Annotated in this window: 17 protein-coding genes; 12 read left to right on the top strand and 5 right to left on the bottom strand. The window is 70.5% G+C overall.

The features are described from left to right. Positions 1–73 precede the first annotated feature (73 nt). The 7 genes from AC4GY7_RS14575 to AC4GY7_RS14545 all read left to right on the top strand — a co-directional run bounded on the left by AC4GY7_RS14575 (position 74) and on the right by AC4GY7_RS14545 (position 7469). Entirely contained in the window at positions 74–796 is a 723-nt protein-coding gene (locus tag AC4GY7_RS14575; RefSeq protein WP_491115414.1) for a phosphocholine cytidylyltransferase family protein, read from the top strand. Then, entirely contained in the window at positions 793–1920 is a 1128-nt protein-coding gene (locus AC4GY7_RS14570; protein WP_491115412.1) for a hypothetical protein, read from the top strand. Before AC4GY7_RS14575 ends, AC4GY7_RS14570 begins: the two co-directional genes overlap by 4 nt. A 210-nt stretch (positions 1921–2130) precedes the next feature. Continuing rightward, positions 2131–3273 carry a CDP-alcohol phosphatidyltransferase family protein gene (locus AC4GY7_RS14565; RefSeq protein WP_491115410.1) on the top strand — a complete coding sequence of 381 codons (1143 nt, stop codon included), beginning with the start codon at positions 2131–2133 and terminating at the stop codon, positions 3271–3273. A gap of 17 nt (positions 3274–3290) precedes the next feature. Beyond that, positions 3291–4625 (top strand): lipopolysaccharide biosynthesis protein, encoded by a 1335-nt coding sequence (locus AC4GY7_RS14560; RefSeq protein ID WP_491115408.1) that lies wholly within the window; start codon positions 3291–3293, stop codon positions 4623–4625. A gap of 131 nt (positions 4626–4756) precedes the next feature. After that, complete coding sequence (locus tag AC4GY7_RS14555) at positions 4757–5818, top strand: diacylglycerol/lipid kinase family protein (RefSeq protein WP_491115406.1); 1062 nt, start codon at positions 4757–4759, stop codon at positions 5816–5818. Beyond that, the gene (locus AC4GY7_RS14550; RefSeq protein WP_443585260.1) at positions 5815–6729 is read left to right on the top strand and encodes a hypothetical protein; all 915 of its coding nucleotides are present in this window, start codon (positions 5815–5817) and stop codon (positions 6727–6729) included. The genes AC4GY7_RS14555 and AC4GY7_RS14550 overlap by 4 nt, the downstream gene beginning before the upstream one ends. Then, the gene (locus AC4GY7_RS14545) at positions 6726–7469 is read left to right on the top strand and encodes a nucleotidyltransferase family protein (RefSeq protein ID WP_491115404.1); all 744 of its coding nucleotides are present in this window, start codon (positions 6726–6728) and stop codon (positions 7467–7469) included. Before AC4GY7_RS14550 ends, AC4GY7_RS14545 begins: the two co-directional genes overlap by 4 nt. A gap of 150 nt (positions 7470–7619) precedes the next feature. Here the strand turns inward: AC4GY7_RS14545 and AC4GY7_RS14540 are convergent, their stop codons facing one another. Further along, positions 7620–8291 (bottom strand): HAD family hydrolase, encoded by a 672-nt coding sequence (locus AC4GY7_RS14540; protein WP_491115402.1) that lies wholly within the window; start codon positions 8289–8291, stop codon positions 7620–7622. A 94-nt stretch (positions 8292–8385) separates the two neighbouring features. On the opposite strand from AC4GY7_RS14540, the gene AC4GY7_RS14535 reads away from it, so the two are divergent. Beyond that, the gene (locus AC4GY7_RS14535) at positions 8386–9168 is read left to right on the top strand and encodes a hypothetical protein (protein WP_443585263.1); all 783 of its coding nucleotides are present in this window, start codon (positions 8386–8388) and stop codon (positions 9166–9168) included. 3 nt (positions 9169–9171) lie between these two features. Here the strand turns inward: AC4GY7_RS14535 and AC4GY7_RS14530 are convergent, their stop codons facing one another. Beyond that, positions 9172–10062, bottom strand: a complete 891-nt coding sequence (locus AC4GY7_RS14530; protein WP_491115400.1) for a prephenate dehydratase — start codon at positions 10060–10062, stop codon at positions 9172–9174. Positions 10063–10187: 125 nt separating this feature from the next. Here AC4GY7_RS14530 and AC4GY7_RS14525 point away from each other — a divergent pair, with 125 nt between their 5' ends. After that, on the top strand, positions 10188–10892 hold the full coding sequence (locus tag AC4GY7_RS14525) for a c-type cytochrome (RefSeq protein ID WP_443585265.1): 705 nt from the start codon (positions 10188–10190) through the stop codon (positions 10890–10892). 169 nt (positions 10893–11061) lie between these two features. Here AC4GY7_RS14525 and AC4GY7_RS14520 read toward each other — a convergent pair whose 3' ends face one another. Both AC4GY7_RS14520 and AC4GY7_RS14515 read right to left on the bottom strand, forming a co-directional pair. Continuing rightward, positions 11062–11937: an LOG family protein gene (locus tag AC4GY7_RS14520; RefSeq protein WP_443585266.1), complete on the bottom strand. Its 876-nt coding sequence runs from the start codon at positions 11935–11937 to the stop codon at positions 11062–11064. A 47-nt stretch (positions 11938–11984) separates the two neighbouring features. Beyond that, the gene (locus AC4GY7_RS14515) at positions 11985–12638 is read right to left on the bottom strand and encodes an extensin family protein (protein WP_491115397.1); all 654 of its coding nucleotides are present in this window, start codon (positions 12636–12638) and stop codon (positions 11985–11987) included. Between the two features lie 271 nt (positions 12639–12909). Here AC4GY7_RS14515 and AC4GY7_RS14510 point away from each other — a divergent pair, with 271 nt between their 5' ends. The 3 genes from AC4GY7_RS14510 (at position 12910) to AC4GY7_RS14500 (ending at position 16986) form a co-directional block, all read left to right on the top strand. Continuing rightward, on the top strand, positions 12910–14067 hold the full coding sequence (locus tag AC4GY7_RS14510) for a phosphoserine transaminase (protein ID WP_491115395.1): 1158 nt from the start codon (positions 12910–12912) through the stop codon (positions 14065–14067). A 147-nt stretch (positions 14068–14214) separates the two neighbouring features. Then, positions 14215–15792, top strand: a complete 1578-nt coding sequence (gene serA, locus AC4GY7_RS14505; RefSeq protein WP_491115393.1) for a phosphoglycerate dehydrogenase — start codon at positions 14215–14217, stop codon at positions 15790–15792. 261 nt (positions 15793–16053) lie between these two features. Beyond that, positions 16054–16986, top strand: a complete 933-nt coding sequence (locus tag AC4GY7_RS14500) for an MlaA family lipoprotein (protein ID WP_491115391.1) — start codon at positions 16054–16056, stop codon at positions 16984–16986. Between the two features lie 114 nt (positions 16987–17100). Here the strand turns inward: AC4GY7_RS14500 and AC4GY7_RS14495 are convergent. Beyond that, the coding region (locus AC4GY7_RS14495; RefSeq protein WP_491115389.1) for a transposase at positions 17101–17330 on the bottom strand (230 nt) is incomplete at its 5' end.

Genomic DNA, 17330 nt, shown 5'->3' with positions numbered 1-17330 from the left:
GCACGCCGGCCTTGTTCGAACGCCTTCAATCCAAAGCTTTTCCGATACGCCTGCCACCGCTAAGGCCCGCGCGATGCAAGCTGTGATCCTCAGCGCGGGCATCGGCTCGCGGTTGTTGCCGCTGACCCGCGAGATGCCGAAATGCCTGGTCGAGGTGGGCGGGCGCAGCATCCTCGATCACCAGCTGGATGCATTGGCGGGGGCGGGGATCGCGCGGGCGACGATCGTCGGCGGCTATCGCTACCGGCAGATCGGTGCGCACCTTGCCCGGGCGACGCCGCCGCTGCCGGTGCGGCTGGTCTTCAACCCCTTCTGGTCGGTGGCGAGCAGCATCGGCAGCGTGTGGATGGCGCGCGACCTGCTGGGCGATCCGTTCTGCCTGATGAACGGCGACACCGTCTTCGCCGAGGGGCTGATCGCCGCCGCGGCCGGTGCGGCGGAGCGGCCGGGCGTCGGCCTGCTGGTCGAGCCGCTGCGGGAGGCGGCGACCGACGACATGCTGGCGACCGTCGCCAACGGGCAGGTGTGCGCGGTGGCCAAGGACCTGGAGGCCGATGTCGCGACGCACCGCTCGCTGGGGGTGATCGTGTCGGGCGGCGGCGATGCCTATGCGCAGGCACTGGAGGCGGTGATCGCCCGTCCGGGCGGGCTCAACGCCTTTCACCATGCGGTGATCGCGGAGCTTGCCCGCTACGCACCGGTGCGCGCGATCCTCGCCGGGCCGGGCGCTTGGCAGGAGATCGACCGGCCGGAGGATATCGCCGCCTGGGCCGAGCAGGGTCCGGAGCAGGCGTGAAGGCGGACGTCGCCTTCCTGTTTCTCGGCGAGACGCTGCTGATCCCGCACCTCTACCCGGTGCTGGAGGCTCTGGCGGGGGCGGGGGCGGGGGCGGCGCCCGACGTGACGATCGATGTGTGGGTGGCGACCTCGATGCACGAGGCGCTGGTGCGCGGCTGGCTGGGTGACCGGGCCAAGGTGCGGTTCCGCCGCGCGCCCGGCTATCGCGATCTCGGCGCGTGGGAGGCGGGGCGCAATCCGCCGCTGCCCGCCAAGCTGCCGCTGCTCGCCCGGCTGGCGCCGCGGCTGTGGGGTACGCGGGTGGTGGTGTCGGCGGAGCAGACCAGCCTGTGGATACCGACCGTGCTGCCGACGCGCGCGCGCTTCGTGAACATCCTGCACGGCGCGGGATCGATGATGAATCGCGACGACCGGCGGCGGCGCGCGGCGGCGCTGACGATCGTCGCCGCGGAGCGGGAGCGCGCGGCGCTGGCCGCGCACGGCGTCGCGCGCGACCGCACGGTGGCGGTGGGCTATATCAAGGCGGGGTTCCGCCAGCGGACGCACCGCGACTTCGCCTTTGCGGAAGGACGGCCGGTGCTGCTCTATGCGCCGCACTGGCAGCGGCATCGCTCGTCCTGGTGGGACTGGGGCGAGGAGGCGGTGCGGGCGATCCTCGCCAGCGGGCGCTGGAACCTGATCTTCGCGCCGCACCAGCGACTGGCGGAGAAGGCGCCCGAGGTCCGCGCCTTTGCCGCGTCGATCGCGGGGCGGGGGGACGTGCATGTCGACCTCGACAGCTTCGCGATGGTCGACGGCAGCTATACCGCCGCCGCCGACCTGTACCTGGGCGATACGTCGAGCCAGGTGGTTGAATTCCTGATGCGGCCGCGGCCGTGCGTGTTCCTCGACCCGCGCGGCGTCACGTGGGAGGGGGACGCGAGCTACGCGATGTGGCGGGCGGGGGAGGTGGTGACCGACCGCGCCACGCTGTTGCCGGCGCTGGAGCGGGCGGGGCGCGATCATGCCGGCTATCTGGCGGCGCAGCGGGCGTTCGCGGCGGAATCGCTGGGGGATGTGAGCGGGGTGGCGCCTGCGCGGGCGGCGGCGGCGATCCTGGGGGTGCTGGGGCGTCGCACGTAATTCCTCGCGGTAGCAGATCCTTACATCTGTGTCGTCATCCCGGCGGACGCCGGGACCCATGGATGCGGAACGCGGGTTGGGTGTCCACCGCGGGCGGATCGAGGCCATGGGTCCCGGCGTTCGCCGGGATGACGGGAGGGGCGGGGACTCGCCAAGCGGTTGATCCGTCCCGACTATCCCGGACGCGAAGGTGACGCTATCGCACGCGTCATGGCCGCATCCGCTTCCTCGCCCCGACCGACCGTGGTTCCCGTCGGCAGCAACCCGACGCCATTGTGGGGGATGAGCACCACCGAGCGGCTGCGGCGGCTGGCGGCGGCGCGCAAGCTGCCGTTTGCGGACGCGATGGGTGATGAGGCGGGGGGCGCGGGGGCCGTGCTGCTCGCCAACAGCGCCTTTGCCTTCGATCCCGCGTGGCTGCCGCATCTCGTTGCGCGGCCGGGCACCGTGCTGACCCGCGGCGGCGTGCCGGTGCTGGCGCATGTCGACGGCGCCAGCCGGGCGCGGATCGCGGCGGCGATGGCGGCGGACCTGCCGCTGGAGGCGGGGGATCTGGCGGTGATCGAGGCGGAGGACGAAGGCGGCATCTTCAACGAAGCGCTGCGCAAGCGCGAGCGCCCCTTCGCCGAGCGGCTGACCGCGGCCAGCGTGCCCGCCATCGAGCGGGCGAGCTATACCGGCGCCTACAAGGGCGTCACCGACCTGCTGACCAAATATCTCTGGCCGGAATGGGCGCTGGTGCTCACCCGGCTGTGCGCCCGCGCCGGCATCTCGCCCAACCAGGTGACCGCGATCGGATCGGTGCTGTGCATCGTCGCCACGGTCGCCTTCTGGTATGGCTGGTTCTGGAGCGGGCTTGCCATCGGCCTCGTCTTCATGGTGCTCGACACCGTCGACGGCAAGCTGGCGCGCTGCACGATCACCTCGTCGGCGCTGGGCAATGCCTGGGATCACGGCGTCGACCTGATCCATCCGCCCTTCTGGTGGTGGGCGTGGGCGACGGGGTGTGCCGCCTACGGCCGGCCGCTCGGCCACGATACCTTCGTCGCGGTGATCGCCGCGATGCTGTTCGGCTATGTCGCGCAACGGCTGATCGAGGGCGCGTTCATCGCCCGGTTCGGGATGCACATCCACGTGTGGCAGCGGTTCGACAGCCGGTTCCGCCTGGTCACCGCGCGGCGCAATCCCAACATGGTGATCCTGTTCGCCGGGCTGCTGGTGACGCGGCCGGACTGGGGGATCGTCGCGGTGGCGGTGTGGACGATGCTGTCGCTGGTCGTTCACCTCGTCCGCCTGTTCCAGGCGATGGCCGCGGCGGCGCGCGGGCAGAGGATCGTCAGCTGGCTGGCGTAAGCGGCGGCGCGCCCGGCATGAGCGGCGGGGCGCAGGGCGGGGACGCGCCCAAGACCGGCGCGATCCGGGCGATCGCGCGCAATCTCGGCTGGATGCTGGCGAGCCGCGGCGTGCTGGCGGTGCTGAGCCTCGTCTACCTCGCCATCGTCACCCGCACGCTGGGCGTCGAGGGCTTCGGCCGCTTCGCGCTCATCACCGGGGCGAGCCAGGCGCTGGCGACGGTGGTCGGTTTCCAGACGTGGCAGATCATCGTCCGCTACGGCACCGGGCATGTCGAGCCCGGCGGCGAGGCGCGGCTCGCCCGCCTGTTCAAGGCGTGCGGGCTGCTCGACCTCGCCAGCGCGATCCTGGGCGTCGTGCTGGCGGCGGTCATCATCCGCACCTGGGGCGAGGCGCTGGGCGTGCGGCCGGTCCATGCCCGCGCGACGATGATCTTCACCGTGGCGCAACTGCTGTCGATCCGCTCGACGCCACTCGGCATCCTGCGGCTGCGCGACCGCTTCTCCTTCGCCGCCGCGGCCGACAGCGTGACGCCGGTGGTGCGGCTGATCGGCGCGGTGACGGCGGCGGTTGTGCTGCCGAGCGTCACCGGCTTCCTGATCGCCTGGGGCCTGGCCGAGGTGCTGACCGCGGCGGCCTATTGGGGGGCGCTGGCGCGGACCGGCGACCTGCGGCTGCTGTTCGCGCGCGGCACGGGCGTGCGCGACGTGGTGCGCGACCATCCCGGCATCGTGCGCTTCTCGCTCGCCACCAACGCGAGCTCGTCGCTCGGCCTGTCCGCCAAGCAGATCCCGCTGCTGCTGGTCGGCGGCACCGTCGGCACCGCCTCCGCCGGCGCGTTCCGGCTGGCGCTGCAACTGGCGCAGGCGCTGACCAAGGTGTCGCAATTGCTCGCCCGCGCCGCCTTTCCCGAAATCGTGCGGGCGGTGGCGGCGGGCGGCCTTGCCCGCGTGCGGCAGATGATCCTGCGGTCGTTCCTGATGGCGACGGTGGTCGCCGCCTTCGCCTTCCTGATCGTGGTGCTGTTCGGCCATCCGGTGCTGACGCTGATGGGCGGCAAGGCGTTCGGCCGCGCCTATCCGATCCTGCTGTGGCTGGCCGCGGCGGGGTGCATCGACCTCGTCACGGTGGGGTTCGAACCATTGCTGCTCGCCGCCAACCGCATCGGCGCCACCTTCGTCGCGCGAGTGATCGGCATCATCGCGCTGTTCGGCATCAGTTTCTGGCTCAGCCCGACGCTGGAGGTGATCGGCGTGTCGATTGCGGTGCTGGTCAATGCGCTGGTGGTCGCGCTGCTGCTGGGGATCGCCACCTGGTCGCTGTTGCAGGCGAAACCATCCGTCCCTGCCTGAGTTGTGTTCCAAATCAGCTGGATCGGGCGAAATCGTTGCAATCTGGATCAGGAGTCTTGTTAGGGCCGTAATCCTGCCCAAATTTCCCTCTGTGACAGTTTGATGAAGACCGCGTGACGGAGGCGACAGGGTTGGCGACGCGCATCGATAAACGGCTGCTGGCCGGTGCGGCTGGAACGGGTGCGGCAGGCCGCGCGCTGTTCCGCGGCGCCGAGGCGTTTCGCGCGCCGGCGAGCCGCGCCCTGCCGCCGGTGGCCAAGCCGCCGCCGGCAGCGTCCGCACCGCTGCTGGTGGGGGTGATCGCCAACGGCCGCAGCCACCGCAACCTGCGCCATGGCATGCGCCTCGATCACTGGCCGGACGTCGCCTATGCCGCGCCCGACACGTTCGAGGCGCTGGAGGACACGCTGCGCGACTATGCGGCGCGCGGGATCGACCTGCTGGTGGTGAACGGGGGCGACGGGACGCTGCGGGACGTGATGACGGCAGCGTCGCGGATTTTCGATACGCAGCCTGCCATGGCGATCATCCCGTCGGGCAAGACCAACGCGCTGGCACTGGACCTGGGCATCCCCGAAGACTGGGCGGTGCGCGATGCGATCGCGGCGGCGCGCGCCGGGCGATTCGTGCGGCGCGAGCCGGTCGAGATCCTGCGCGGCGAGGCGACGCGGCCTGATGCGCGCGGCTTCCTGCTCGGCATGGGCGGATTCGTGCGGGCGACCGAACTGGCGCAGAGCACGCACCGGGCGGGCGCGTTCAACGGCATCGCCGTGGCGCTGTCGCTCGGCTGGAGCATCGCGCAGACGCTGTTCGGCGGCGCCGATAACGCCTGGCGGCGCGGCACCACGATCCGGGTGGCGGCGGACGGCGCGCCGGCGACGGCACGGCCGCTCTACCTGCTGCTCGCCTCCACGCTGGAGCGGATGCCGCTGGGCCTGAAGCCGTTCGGTCGCCAGCGGGCCGGCCTCAAGATGCTGACCGTGGATGCGCCGCCGCGCCACCTGTTCCGCATGCTGAAGCCGATCCTGACCGGCACGGACGGCAGCCCGGCGGTCGCCGCGGGCTTCGCCCGGTCCGATCCGCGCACGCTGCGGGTGCAGGCGGACGAGGGGTTCATCCTCGACGGCGAACATTATCCCGGTGGCGACCTGACCATCCGGGCGGGAGCGCCGATCCGGTTCGCGGTGCCGTGACCGCGACGTTGCTGTCGTTCGTCGCCGACGAGCTGGAAACGCCGGTCGCCCCCGACATCGCCGCCGTCGCGCGCGAGGTGGTGCGGCGGCTGGGTGGCAGCGCGGTGCTGTTCTACGGATCGGTGCTGCGCACCGGCGACCTCGACGGCGTGCTGGATTTCTACGTGCTCACCCCCCCTCCCAAGGGCTGGGGACTGCGCGCCTGGGCGACGCGGACGCTGTGGCCGGACGTCAGCTTCCACGAGGTGACGCTGGGCGCGCAGGTGATCCGCGCCAAGGTGGCGACGATGCCGCTCGACACCTTTTGCCGCGCCGCCGAGGGGCGGACGGTGGATACGACGATCTGGACGCGCTTCGCACAGCCCGCCGCGCTGGTCTGGGCGGCCGATCCGCTGATCCGCATGCGGGTGGTGCGCAGCGTCGCCTATGCCGCGGCGACCGCATCGCGCTTCGCCGCGGTGCTCGGCCCCCAGCACGGCAGCGCGGCCGATTACTGGCTGGCGCTGTTCCGGCAGACCTATTCGGCCGAACTACGGGTCGAGGCGCCGGGGCGCGAGCGGCAGATCATCGCCTTCGCGCCCGACCGGTTCGCGCAGCTGCTGCCGCTCGCCTGGCAGGGGGCGGGGATCGGCCACGCACGGCGCGGCGAGGATTATGTGCCGCAGGTGGAGGAGGCCGACCGGCGGGCGACGCTCGCCGCCTGGTGGCTGCGCCAGCGCAGCGGCAAATGGCTCAACCTCGCCCGGCTGGTGAAGGCGGCCTTCACCTTCGACGGCGCGGCGCGCTATGGGCTGTGGAAGCTGCAACGGCACACCGGCGTCGCACTGCCGCTGACGCCGTGGCGCGAGCGGCATCCGGTGCTCGCCGCGCCTGGCGTGATGTGGCGGGTGTGGCATAACCGCCAGCCATGACGTTCGACGTGCTGGTGCTGGCGGGATCGCGCGGCGGGACGGACCCGGTCGCGGCCTATGCCGGCGTCGATGACAAGGCGCTGATCCGGCTGGGCGAGGCGACGATGCTGGCGCGCGTCGTCGACGCCTTGCGCGCGGCCGGCGCGGGCCGGATCGCGGTATCGGCGAACAGCCCGGGGGTGCGGGCCGAGGCGCTGCGGATCGGTGCGGAGCCGATCGATGCCGCCGCCGGGCCGAGCCTCAGCACGCTCACCGGCCTGTCGGCGCTCGGCACGCCGTTGCTGGTCACCACCGCGGATCATGCGCTGCTGCGGCCCGAATGGGTGCGCGATTTCCTGGCCGACACGCCCGCCGACGCCGATGTTGCGGCGCTGCTCGCCCGCCGCGACGTGATCGCGCGCGATGCGCCACCGACGCGGCGGACCTATCTGCGCTTCGCCGATGGCGACTGGTCCGGGTGCAACCTGTTCCTGCTGCGCAGTCCGGCGGCGGAGGGGGCGGTGCGCCTGTGGATGGCGGTGGAGCGCGACCGCAAGCGGCCGTGGCGGATCGTGCGCCGGCTGGGGGCGGGAACGCTACTGCGCTACCTGAGCGGGCGGCTGACGCTGGCCGACGCGCTTGCCCGGCTCGGTGCGGTGGCGGGGGTGAAGGCGGCGGCGGTGGCGGCGCGGCATGGCCTGGCGGCGGTGGATGTCGACAAGCCCGCCGACCTCGACCTGGTGCGCGGCCTGATCGCCTAGCGTTCGTCTGGCCATGCGCCGTGGGCGCATGTCGCGGTGCCGGCCCGCTCCCCCGCCCGACCTCCCACAGAGTATCCTTGATGGGAGGTCGGGCGGGGGAGCGGGCCGGCACCGTCTCGAAACGCGCTCTCGCGCGTTTCGCAAATCGGTTTAATCCCAATCCACCTGAGGCCAGCCGCGCGCGGTGGCGACGCGGGCGAGGGCGGCATGCGGGTTCACCGCGACGCCTTCGTCGGCCCAGGCGAGCACGGGCACGTCGGACACATGGTCGGAATAGACGCGGACGTGCGCTGCGTCGCGGGCGATCCCCTGCTCGGCGAGCCAGGCCTCGATCATCGCGAGCTTGGCGGGGCCGTAGCAATTGCCGCCGTCGATCCGCGGCAGCAGGCGGCCGCGCGCATCCGTGGCGGTGCGGGTGGCGATCAGGGCGTCCGCACCCAGTTCCGTGGCGATGGCGCGGGCATAGAAGGCGTAGGCGGCGGTGGCGATGACGATCCGATAGCCGGCGGCGCGATCGGCGGCGATCTGCGCGCGGGCGCCGCGGCGGATCTGGCCCGGGCCAACGCGCGCCAGCCAGCCCGCCGCGATTCGTTCGGCGCGGTCGGGCGTCAGCGTGCCGAGCGCGGCGCGGTGCATGACCTGCTTTAGCGTGTCGCGGTGGACGAGCCCGATGCCGCGCAACCCCGCGACGCCGAGCACGACCGGCAGCAGCGCGAGCCGCCACGGCGCATGTGCGATCACCGCGTGCAGCAGGAACGGCGTCCAGGTGCCGGCGCGGGTGATCGTGCGATCGAGATCGTAGAAGGCGATTTTGTGCTGCATCGCGCGCCGCCTTGGGGGGCGAAGATGGCGCTGGAATGACGCGGTCGTGAAGCAGTTGCGGCCCGCCGCGGCGCGCGCTAGGCGCGCAAGTTCCATGCGGTCCTATCAGCCATCGTCGGACCGCCGCCGCGCGACCTCGCTCGCGCTCACCATCCTTGCGCACCTCATCATCGTCTTCCTGCTGCTGCGCCTCGCGCCGCCGCTGGATGCGCCCAAGGAGCCGGGCCGGTCGCTGACGGTCAACATGCTGCCGGTCGGCGACAACCAGTCCACCGCCACCAAGAGCCAGAAGGCGCCGGCCCGTGCGGCCAACGCCAGCCGCCGCCCAGCGCCCGAGCCGCCCGCCGCGCCCAAGCCGCCGACGGAGGAGACGCCGGTGACGCCGCCGGTCGATACGCCCTTTCCCGGTTACCTGATGCTCAGCCGCAAGGATTATGCCGCGACGGACGTCGGCAAGATCCCGTCGGACCGGTCGGGCGGCAGCGCCGGCAAGCAGCTTGCCGCGGCGAACGGGCAGGGTGACGGCAACGACGGCGAGACCACGGCCGCGGCCGGCACCGGGCCGGGCGGGCAAAGGCTCTATGCCGCCGAATGGTATATCGAGCCGGTGCCCTCGCAGATCGACCCCTATATGCCGCATCACGACGTGCCGGCGGGCTCCTGGGCGGAGATCGCCTGCCGCACCGCGCCGAACTATCGGGTGGAGGATTGCGTGCAGCTGGGCGATTCGCGGCCCGGCCTGGGCCTCGCCCGCGCGATCCGCGAGGCGGCGTGGCAGTTCAAGATCCGCCCGCCCCGCGTCAACGGCAAACCGCAGATCGGCGCATGGGTGCGCATCCACTACGACATCGTCGGCAGGAAAGGCGGCGGGGGCTGAGCCTCAACCCCGTTCGCGCGCGCGCCGGTAGGTACCGAGCACGCGGACCCATTTGGAATGGAAGCCGAGTTCCTCCAGCGCGCGATCGACGGCGGGGTCGCCGGGCTTGCCCTGGATATCGGCGTAGAATTCGGTGGCGGCGAAGCTGCCGCCGCGCTGATAGCTTTCGAGCTTGGTCATGTTGACGCCGTTGGTCGCGAAGCCGCCCATCGCCTTGTAGAGCGCGGCGGGCACGTTCTTCACCTCGAAGATCAGCGTCGTCATCCAGGGGCCGTCGCCGACCGGCGGCTTGCCGCCGCGCGCCAGCACCACGAAGCGGGTGGTGTTGTGTTCGGCATCGGCGATGTCTACGCCCAGCAGGTCGAGGCCGTAGATCGCCGCCGCGCCCGGCGGGGCGAGCGCCGCCACGGTGGGATCGCCGCGTTCGGCGACATAGGCGGCGGCCCCGGCGGTGTCGGGATAGGATACCTGGCGGATGCCGTGCGCCTTCAGCCAGTGGCGGCACTGGCCCAGCGCCTGCGGGTGGCTCATCGCCTCCGTCACCCCATCGCGCGGGCCGGTGCCCATCAGCGCGTGGCGGATCGACAGGAAATGTTCGCCGGTGATGACCAGCCCGGATTCGGGCAGCAGGAAATGGATGTCGGCGACGCGGCCGTGCAGCGAATTCTCGATCGGGATGACGGCGCAGTCGGCGCGTCCGTCGCGCACCGCATCGATCGCATCCTCGAACGCGAAACAGGGGAGCGGCAGGCCGTCCGGGAACGCCTCCAGCGCCGCGACATGGCTGTTCGCGCCCGGTGCGCCCTGAAAGGCGACGGCGCGATCCGGCGCGGCGGCGGCGGCGGCGGTCATCGCGGCGACGATCGGGCGGGCGGGTGCGGCGTAGGTCTCCATGGCCGCGGGGGCGTAAAGCGCTGCGGCTGCGTCATCAAGCGCGCGCTTGCGAAGGCAGGCGCCGTTTCCTATGGGTTTGCCGCGCGAGCAGCAGATGCAACGAAAACAGGGGCAGCGTTAGGCAGATGGACAACCGCACCAATACGATCGCCGGGTGGACGCTGGCAGCCTGCGGGCTCGCGCTCGGTCTGTCGATCGTCGGCGGCCAGATCTTCCACAGCGAGCGGCCCGAAAAGATGGGCTATGCGATCGAGGGCGTCGAGGAAGCCGGTGGCGGCGGCGAGGCCGCGGCCGTGCCGATCGCGACGCTGCTGCCGACCGCGGACGTCGCCAAGGGCGCCGAGGTCTTCAAGAAGTGCGCCGCCTGCCACACGATCAACCAGGGCGGGGCGAACGGCATCGGCCCGAACCTGTACGGCACGCTGGGCGAGCCGATCGGCCAGGGCAAGGGCGGCTTCGCCTTCTCCGACGCGCTGAAGGGCGTCGGCGGCAACTGGGACTTCGAAAAGATGAACGCGTGGCTGACCAGCCCACGCAAGTTCGCGCCGGGTACCAAGATGACCTTCGCCGGCCTCGGCAACCCGCAGGATCGCGCCAACGTCATCGCCTATCTGAACAGCCAGGGTTCCAACCTGCCGCTGCCCGCCGCGCCTGCCGCCGGCGCCGCGCCGGCCAAGGAAGGCGCGGAAAAGCCGGCGACTAACGCCGCCAAGGATTCGATCACCAACACCGATGCCGCGAACAACCTCGGCAACACCGGCACGCCGGCATCGGGCGCACCCTCGGTTGATCCGAACGCCGCGATCGAAGGCGCCAAGGCGGGGAAGTGATGTAACGCCCTCTCCCGACGGGAGAGGAAGAGCCGTCGCAGGCGGCGACAGGTGGGGGTTGGGTGCGGGGCGGCTTGTGGCGTCCCTCGTGCCGTCCCGCGCCTGCCCTCACCCTTCCGGCGCTGACGCGCCTCCCTCCCTCTCCTGGGGGGAGAGGGAGGTGGGGGGATCAGCCTTCCTTCTTCGCCTGTTCCTCGTAGAAGGCGCGTACCACGTCCCAGGCCTCTTCGGCGGTCTCGACATAGGTGAAGATGCCGAGGTCGCGCTGGCTGACCACGCCTTCGTCGACCAGGGCCTGGAAGTTCACCACCTTTTCCCAGAATTCGCGGCCGAACAGCAGCACCGGGATCGGCTTGATCTTGCCGGTCTGGATCAGCGTCAGCAGCTCGAACAGCTCGTCGAACGTGCCGAACCCGCCGGGGAAGGCGGCGAGGGCGCGGGCGCGCAAGAGGAAGTGCATCTTGCGCAGCGCGAAATAATGGAACTGGAAGCTCAGCGACGGCGTGACATAGGGATTGGGCGCCTGTTCGTGCGGCAGCACGATGTTGAGGCCGATCGATTCGGCGCCGACGTCGGTCGCGCCGCGGTTGGCGGCTTCCATGATCGACGGGCCGCCGCCGGAGCAGACGACGAACTGGCGCATGCCGTTCTGGTCGCGCGGTACGCGGCTGGCGATCTGCGCCAGCTCGCGCGCGACCTCGTAATAGCGGCTCTTGTCGACGAGACGTTGCGCGATGGCGCGCGACGTATCGTCGGTGGCGAGCTCCAGCATCGCCTGCGCCTTGGCGGGTTCCGGAATGCGCGCCGAACCGTACATCACGAAGGTGGAGGCGATCTTCGCCTCCTCCAGCAGCAGTTCGGGCTTGAGCAATTCGAGCTGGAAGCGGATCGGGCGCAGATCCTCGCGCAGCAGGAAGTCCATGTCCTGGAAGGCGAGCTGGTAGGCGGGGTGTTCGGTCTGCGGCGTGGAGATCGCCTGTTGGGCGCTGGCGGCATCCTGGCGGGCGCGGGGAAAGACCCGCTCTGGTACGCGTGTGTCAGTCATCCGAGGGCGTTAGAGCAAAGCCGGGCCTGCCTCAACGGGCGAAATCGTCAGCGGCAGAAGCGGGCGCCGTCGTCCTCGAGATGCAGGTGGTTGCGGTGCGCGGCATTGTACGCCGGCGACAGCACCGTGCCGAAGCGGCGGCAGGCCGATGTGTGGATCGTCGTCCAGAAGCGCTGCACGGCAGGATCGGGCGAGGACCAGTCGCCGAGCACGCTCAGCCGCCGCCCGTCCTTCAGCGTCACGCCGCCGATGTCGACCGCATTGGCGATGGCATGCCCCGATCGGCGGCTGGCATTGCGCACGGAGCCGACGACGTTGCGGCACGCGTAGCTGCCCATGCTCTGCACGCTGGCGAGTTCGCTGCCGAGGATCTGATACGCCGCCGGCGCCACCGCATTGCGGATCCAGCCGGAAAACGCCCGCGCCTCGCCGCAGCGCACCGCGCCGAGGCCGGTCACCGGCACGCCGATCTCGACCAGCTGCACGGTGCCCGACAGGCCGCAGCCGTTGCCGTAATCCGTGTCGGGCAGCACGCGATAGGCGACGTTCATCGCGCGCAGGTCGGCCAGGCATTGCGCCGTCTCGCGCACCGACACCGTGGCGATCGATTCGCGCTGCTGCGGCGCGGGCCGCTCGGTGCGGCCGCAGGCGGCGAGGGCGAGGGGGAGGAGGAGCGCGCCGCGCCGATGGTTCCCCGTCATGCCGCCCCCGGTCCGGCATCCACGGTTCCGCGCCTGCCCTGGCCGATGCAGGCGGGGACGGGTGGACCCCGGAACGGGTCCGGGGTGACGAAGGAGAGACGGCAAACGCCTGGATACAGACCGGACACGGCAGCTACCTTGCGTCAGCGGATGGAGAACAAACAAGTCCGCCCCGGACGATCCGGCTTGCCTAACCCTCCGACCGCCTCTAGGGCCGTCGGCGGGCCACGCCGTCCCAACGCGGCGCGCGCTCTCTGTGAGGAGAGATACATTGACGGATACCGCCACCGCATCCGCCGTTACGGGTGCGCAGAAGCCGACGACGAAGCCGGCACGCCCCTTCTTCAGCTCCGGGCCCTGCGCCAAGCCTCCGGGCTGGGATGCCGCGAAGCTCGCCACCGATTCGCTGGGGCGTTCGCACCGGTCGAAGATCGGCAAGGCGCGGCTGCAACATTGCATCGACCTGATGCGCGAGCTTCTGAACCTGCCAGAGACGCACCGGATCGGCATCGTGCCTGGGTCGGACACCGGCGCCTTCGAAATGGCGATGTGGACGATGCTGGGCGCACGGCCGGTGACCACGCTCGCCTGGGAAAGCTTCGGCGAAGGCTGGGTGACCGATGCGGTCAAGCAGCTGAAGATCGATCCCACCGTGATCCGCGCCGATTACGGGCAGCTGCCCGACCTGACCCAGGTCGATTGGTCGAACGACGTGCTGTTCACCTGGAACGGCACCACCAGCGGCGTGCGCGTGCCGGATGCCGAATGGATTCCTGAGACCCGCGAGGGCCTGAGCTTCGCCGACGCAACGTCGGGCGTGTTCGCCTATGACATCGACTGGGCAAAGATCGACGTCGCGACGTTCAGCTGGCAGAAGGTGCTGGGCGGCGAGGGCGGCCATGGGGTCATCATCCTCGGCCCGCGCGCGGTCGAGCGGCTGGAAAGCTACACCCCCGCCTGGCCGCTGCCCAAGGTGTTCCGCCTCGTGTCCAAGGGCAAGCTGACCGAGGGCATCTTCAAGGGCGAGACGATCAACACGCCGTCGATGCTGGCGGTGGAGGATGCGATCGCGAGCCTCGAATGGGCGCAATCGCTGGGTGCCGGCGGGCTGATCGCGCGGTCGGATGCCAATGCGGCGGCACTCGACCGGATCGTCGCCGACCGCGACTGGCTCGGTCACCTTGCCGAGGACCCGGCGTCGCGGTCGAAGACCAGCGTCTGCCTGACCGTCGCCGGCGCCGACGAGGGCTTCATCAAGGCCATGGCATCCGCGCTGGAAAAGGAAGGCGCGGCGTTCGACGTCGCCGGCTACCGCGATGCGCCGCCGGGCCTCAGGATCTGGTGCGGCGCGACCGTCGACACCGCCGATATCGAGGCGCTCGGGCCTTGGCTCGACTGGGCCTACGCGACCGCGAAGAGCGCCGCTTAACACCTCTGCCACCCCGTCATCCCGGCGAAAGCCGGGATCCATGGACAGCGATCGGCCGCCAATGGAGCGGGCCGTATGCATGGACCCCGGCGTGCGCCGGGGTGACGGATGGGGCTGATTTCTAGATAGTTTGGAAGGACCCAACCCATGCCCAAAGTCCTCATCTCCGACAAAATGGACCCCAAGGCCGCTCAGATCTTCCGCGAGCGCGGGGTCGAGGTGGACGAGATCACCGGCAAGACGCCGGACGAATTGAAGGCGATCATCGGTCAGTATGACGGCCTCGCCATCCGCAGCTCGACCAAGGTCACCAGGGACATCCTGGAGCACGCGACCAACCTGAAGGTCGTCGGCCGCGCCGGCATCGGCGTCGACAATGTCGATATCCCGGCCGCGTCGGCGAAGGGCGTGGTGGTGATGAACACGCCGTTCGGCAATTCGATCACCACCGCCGAACATGCCATCGCGCTGATGTTCGCGCTCGCCCGCCAGCTGCCCGAGGCGGATGCCTCGACGCAGGCCGGCAAGTGGGAGAAGAACCGCTTCATGGGGGTCGAGCTGACCGCCAAGACGCTGGGCCTGATCGGCGCGGGCAATATCGGATCGATCGTCGCGGACCGTGCGCGCGGGCTCAAGATGAAGGTCGTCGCCTTCGATCCGTTCCTCACGCCCGAACGCGCGGTCGAGATGGGCGTCGAGAAGGTGACGCTGGACGAGTTGCTCGCCCGCGCCGACTTCATCACGCTGCACACGCCGCTGACCGACCAGACGCGCAACATCCTGTCGGCCGAGGCGCTGGCCAAGACGAAGAAGGGTGTTCGCATCATCAACTGCGCGCGTGGCGGCCTGATCGACGAGGCGGCGCTGAAGGAGGGGCTCGACAGCGGCCATATCGGCGGCGCGGCGCTGGACGTGTTCGTCGAGGAGCCGGCCAAGGCCTCGCCGCTGTTCGGCACGCCCAATTTCGTGTCCACGCCGCACCTTGGCGCATCCACCACCGAAGCGCAGGTCAACGTCGCGATCCAGGTCGCCGAGCAGATGGCCGATTTCCTGGTGTCGGGCGGCGTCACCAACGCGCTCAACATGCCGAGCCTCAGCGCCGAGGAAGCGCCGAAGCTGAAGCCGTACATGGCGCTCGCTGAAAAGCTGGGGTCGCTGGTCGGCCAGCTGACCACCGGCGCGATCACGCGCATTTCGGTGCATACCGAGGGCGCGGCGGCGGAATTGAACGCCAAGCCGATCGTCAGCGCGGTGCTGGCGGGCTTCCTGCGCAACCAGACCGATACGGTCAACATGGTCAACGCGCCGCTGCTCGCCCGCGACCGCGGCATGGAGGTGCGCGAGGTGCGCACCGAGCGCGAAGGCGATTACCACACGCTGCTGCGCGTGTCGGTTAAGACCGCCGACGGCGAACGTTCGGTGGCGGGCACGCTGTTCGGCGACCAGGCGCCGCGGCTCGTCGAGCTGTTCGGCATCAAGGTGGAGGCCGACCTCGCCGGCCCGATGCTCTATGTCGTCAACGAGGACGCGCCGGGCTTCATCGGCCGGCTCGGCACCGCGCTGGGCGAGGCGGGGGTCAATATCGGCACCTTCCATCTCGGCCGCCGTCAGGCGGGCGGCGAGGCGGTGCTGCTGCTGTCGGTCGACGAACCGGTGGATGCGGACCTGCTCGGCAAGGTGAAGGCGTTGCCGGGAGTGAAGACGGCGATGGGCCTGTCGTTCTGATCGTCTGAACCAAGGGGGGGCAACCGGCCGCCCCCCCCCCCCGCTCTTTCGTTGCACGTGCGTTGCGGTTATGCAGGCGACACCGGCGGGGCCTGGCGTGAAACGGGGGGACGAGTGGGCGTGTCGATGCTTGCGATTATGCTGTCGTTGGGACAGCCATCGTCCGTCGCCCCGCCGCCGGTGTTTCCCTTCGATCAGAGTGCGACGCCGGCTTCATCCGACTCACCGCAGTCGGCCGACGCCGCGAACGGGCCAGCGGCCGTGCAGCCGCCGCTCGCACCGATGCCGGCACCACCCGCGACGCCGGATCCCGTGGTGCCGCCGCCTGCACTGCCTCAGGACGACGCGGGGACGCAGACCGACATCCTCGTCACCGCGCGCGCCGACTGGGAAGCGCCCGATCCGTTCGCCGACATCAACGGCAAATCGTTCGAGGTGACGCAGGCGGTCGATCGCGCGCTGATCGGTCCGCTGTCCTCGGCCTACAGCAAGTCGCTGCCGAAGCCGGTCCGCGACGGGATCCACAACTTCCTCTACAATCTGCGCGAACCGGTCGTCTTCCTCAACTTCCTGCTCCAGCACAAGATCGGCAAGGCGCTGGAAACCGCCGGGCGTTTCGTGGTCAATACCACCGTCGGCGTGATCGGCCTGTTCGACATCGCCCGCCGCAAGCCGTTCAAGCTGCCGCGACGCAGCAACGGCTTCGCCAATACGCTGGGCTTCTACGGCGTGCCCAACGGCACTTTCCTCTACCTGCCGCTGGTCGGCCCGACGACGATCCGCGACCTGTTCGGCGGAGCGGTCGACCGGCTGATCCTGCCGATCACGCTGGGGCAGGGGGTGACCGATCCCCGCTTCGCGGTGCCCGCCGGGGTGCTCGGCGCGCTCGATCATCGTGCCGAATTCGACCAGACGTACAAGGCGATCGATGCGGCGCCCGGCGACCCTTATGCCAATGCGCGCGATTTCTACCTGCAGCGGCGGCAGGCGGAGATCGACGGGCTGCACGGCCGGCGCAAGGCGGGGATGGGATCCGGCATCGGCGGCATGACCGAGGCACCGAGCGCGCCGATCCGCCTGAAGCAGCGCGGCGGCGCCCCCACGGTGGAACTGCCCGTGCGCGCACCGGAACGCTCGCCCGCACCGGCACCCGCGGCGGATGCGCCGCCACGTGCCACGGTACCGGCGCACTAGGCTGATCGCCATTCGAGATGAGGGATCCTCTTCATCCTCCCCCTGGCGGGCAGGGCCGTCGCATATGGACTGCCTGATCCAGAGGGCGGTGTTCTTTAATCCTACGTCATCAACTCAGAAGATGGCTGCGTCTCTGAGCCTGGCGTTGGCGATGACGATGAGTTTTCGCATGACGGCGACGGTGGCGACGATGGGTTTTTTGCCGTTGGCGAGGAGGCGGCGGTAGAAGGCGTTGAGGTCGGGGTGGCGGCGTGCGGCGGTGAGGGCGGCCATGAACATGGTGTGCTTGACGCCGGGTCTGCCGCCGCGGGTGGCGCGATAGGCGTCGGACGCGCCGCTTTGTC

This window comes from Sphingomonas sp. SP5 (assembly GCF_058313455.1).
The sequence above is the reverse complement of the archived record's forward strand: the minus strand, read 5'-3'. Positions and strand labels throughout refer to the sequence as shown.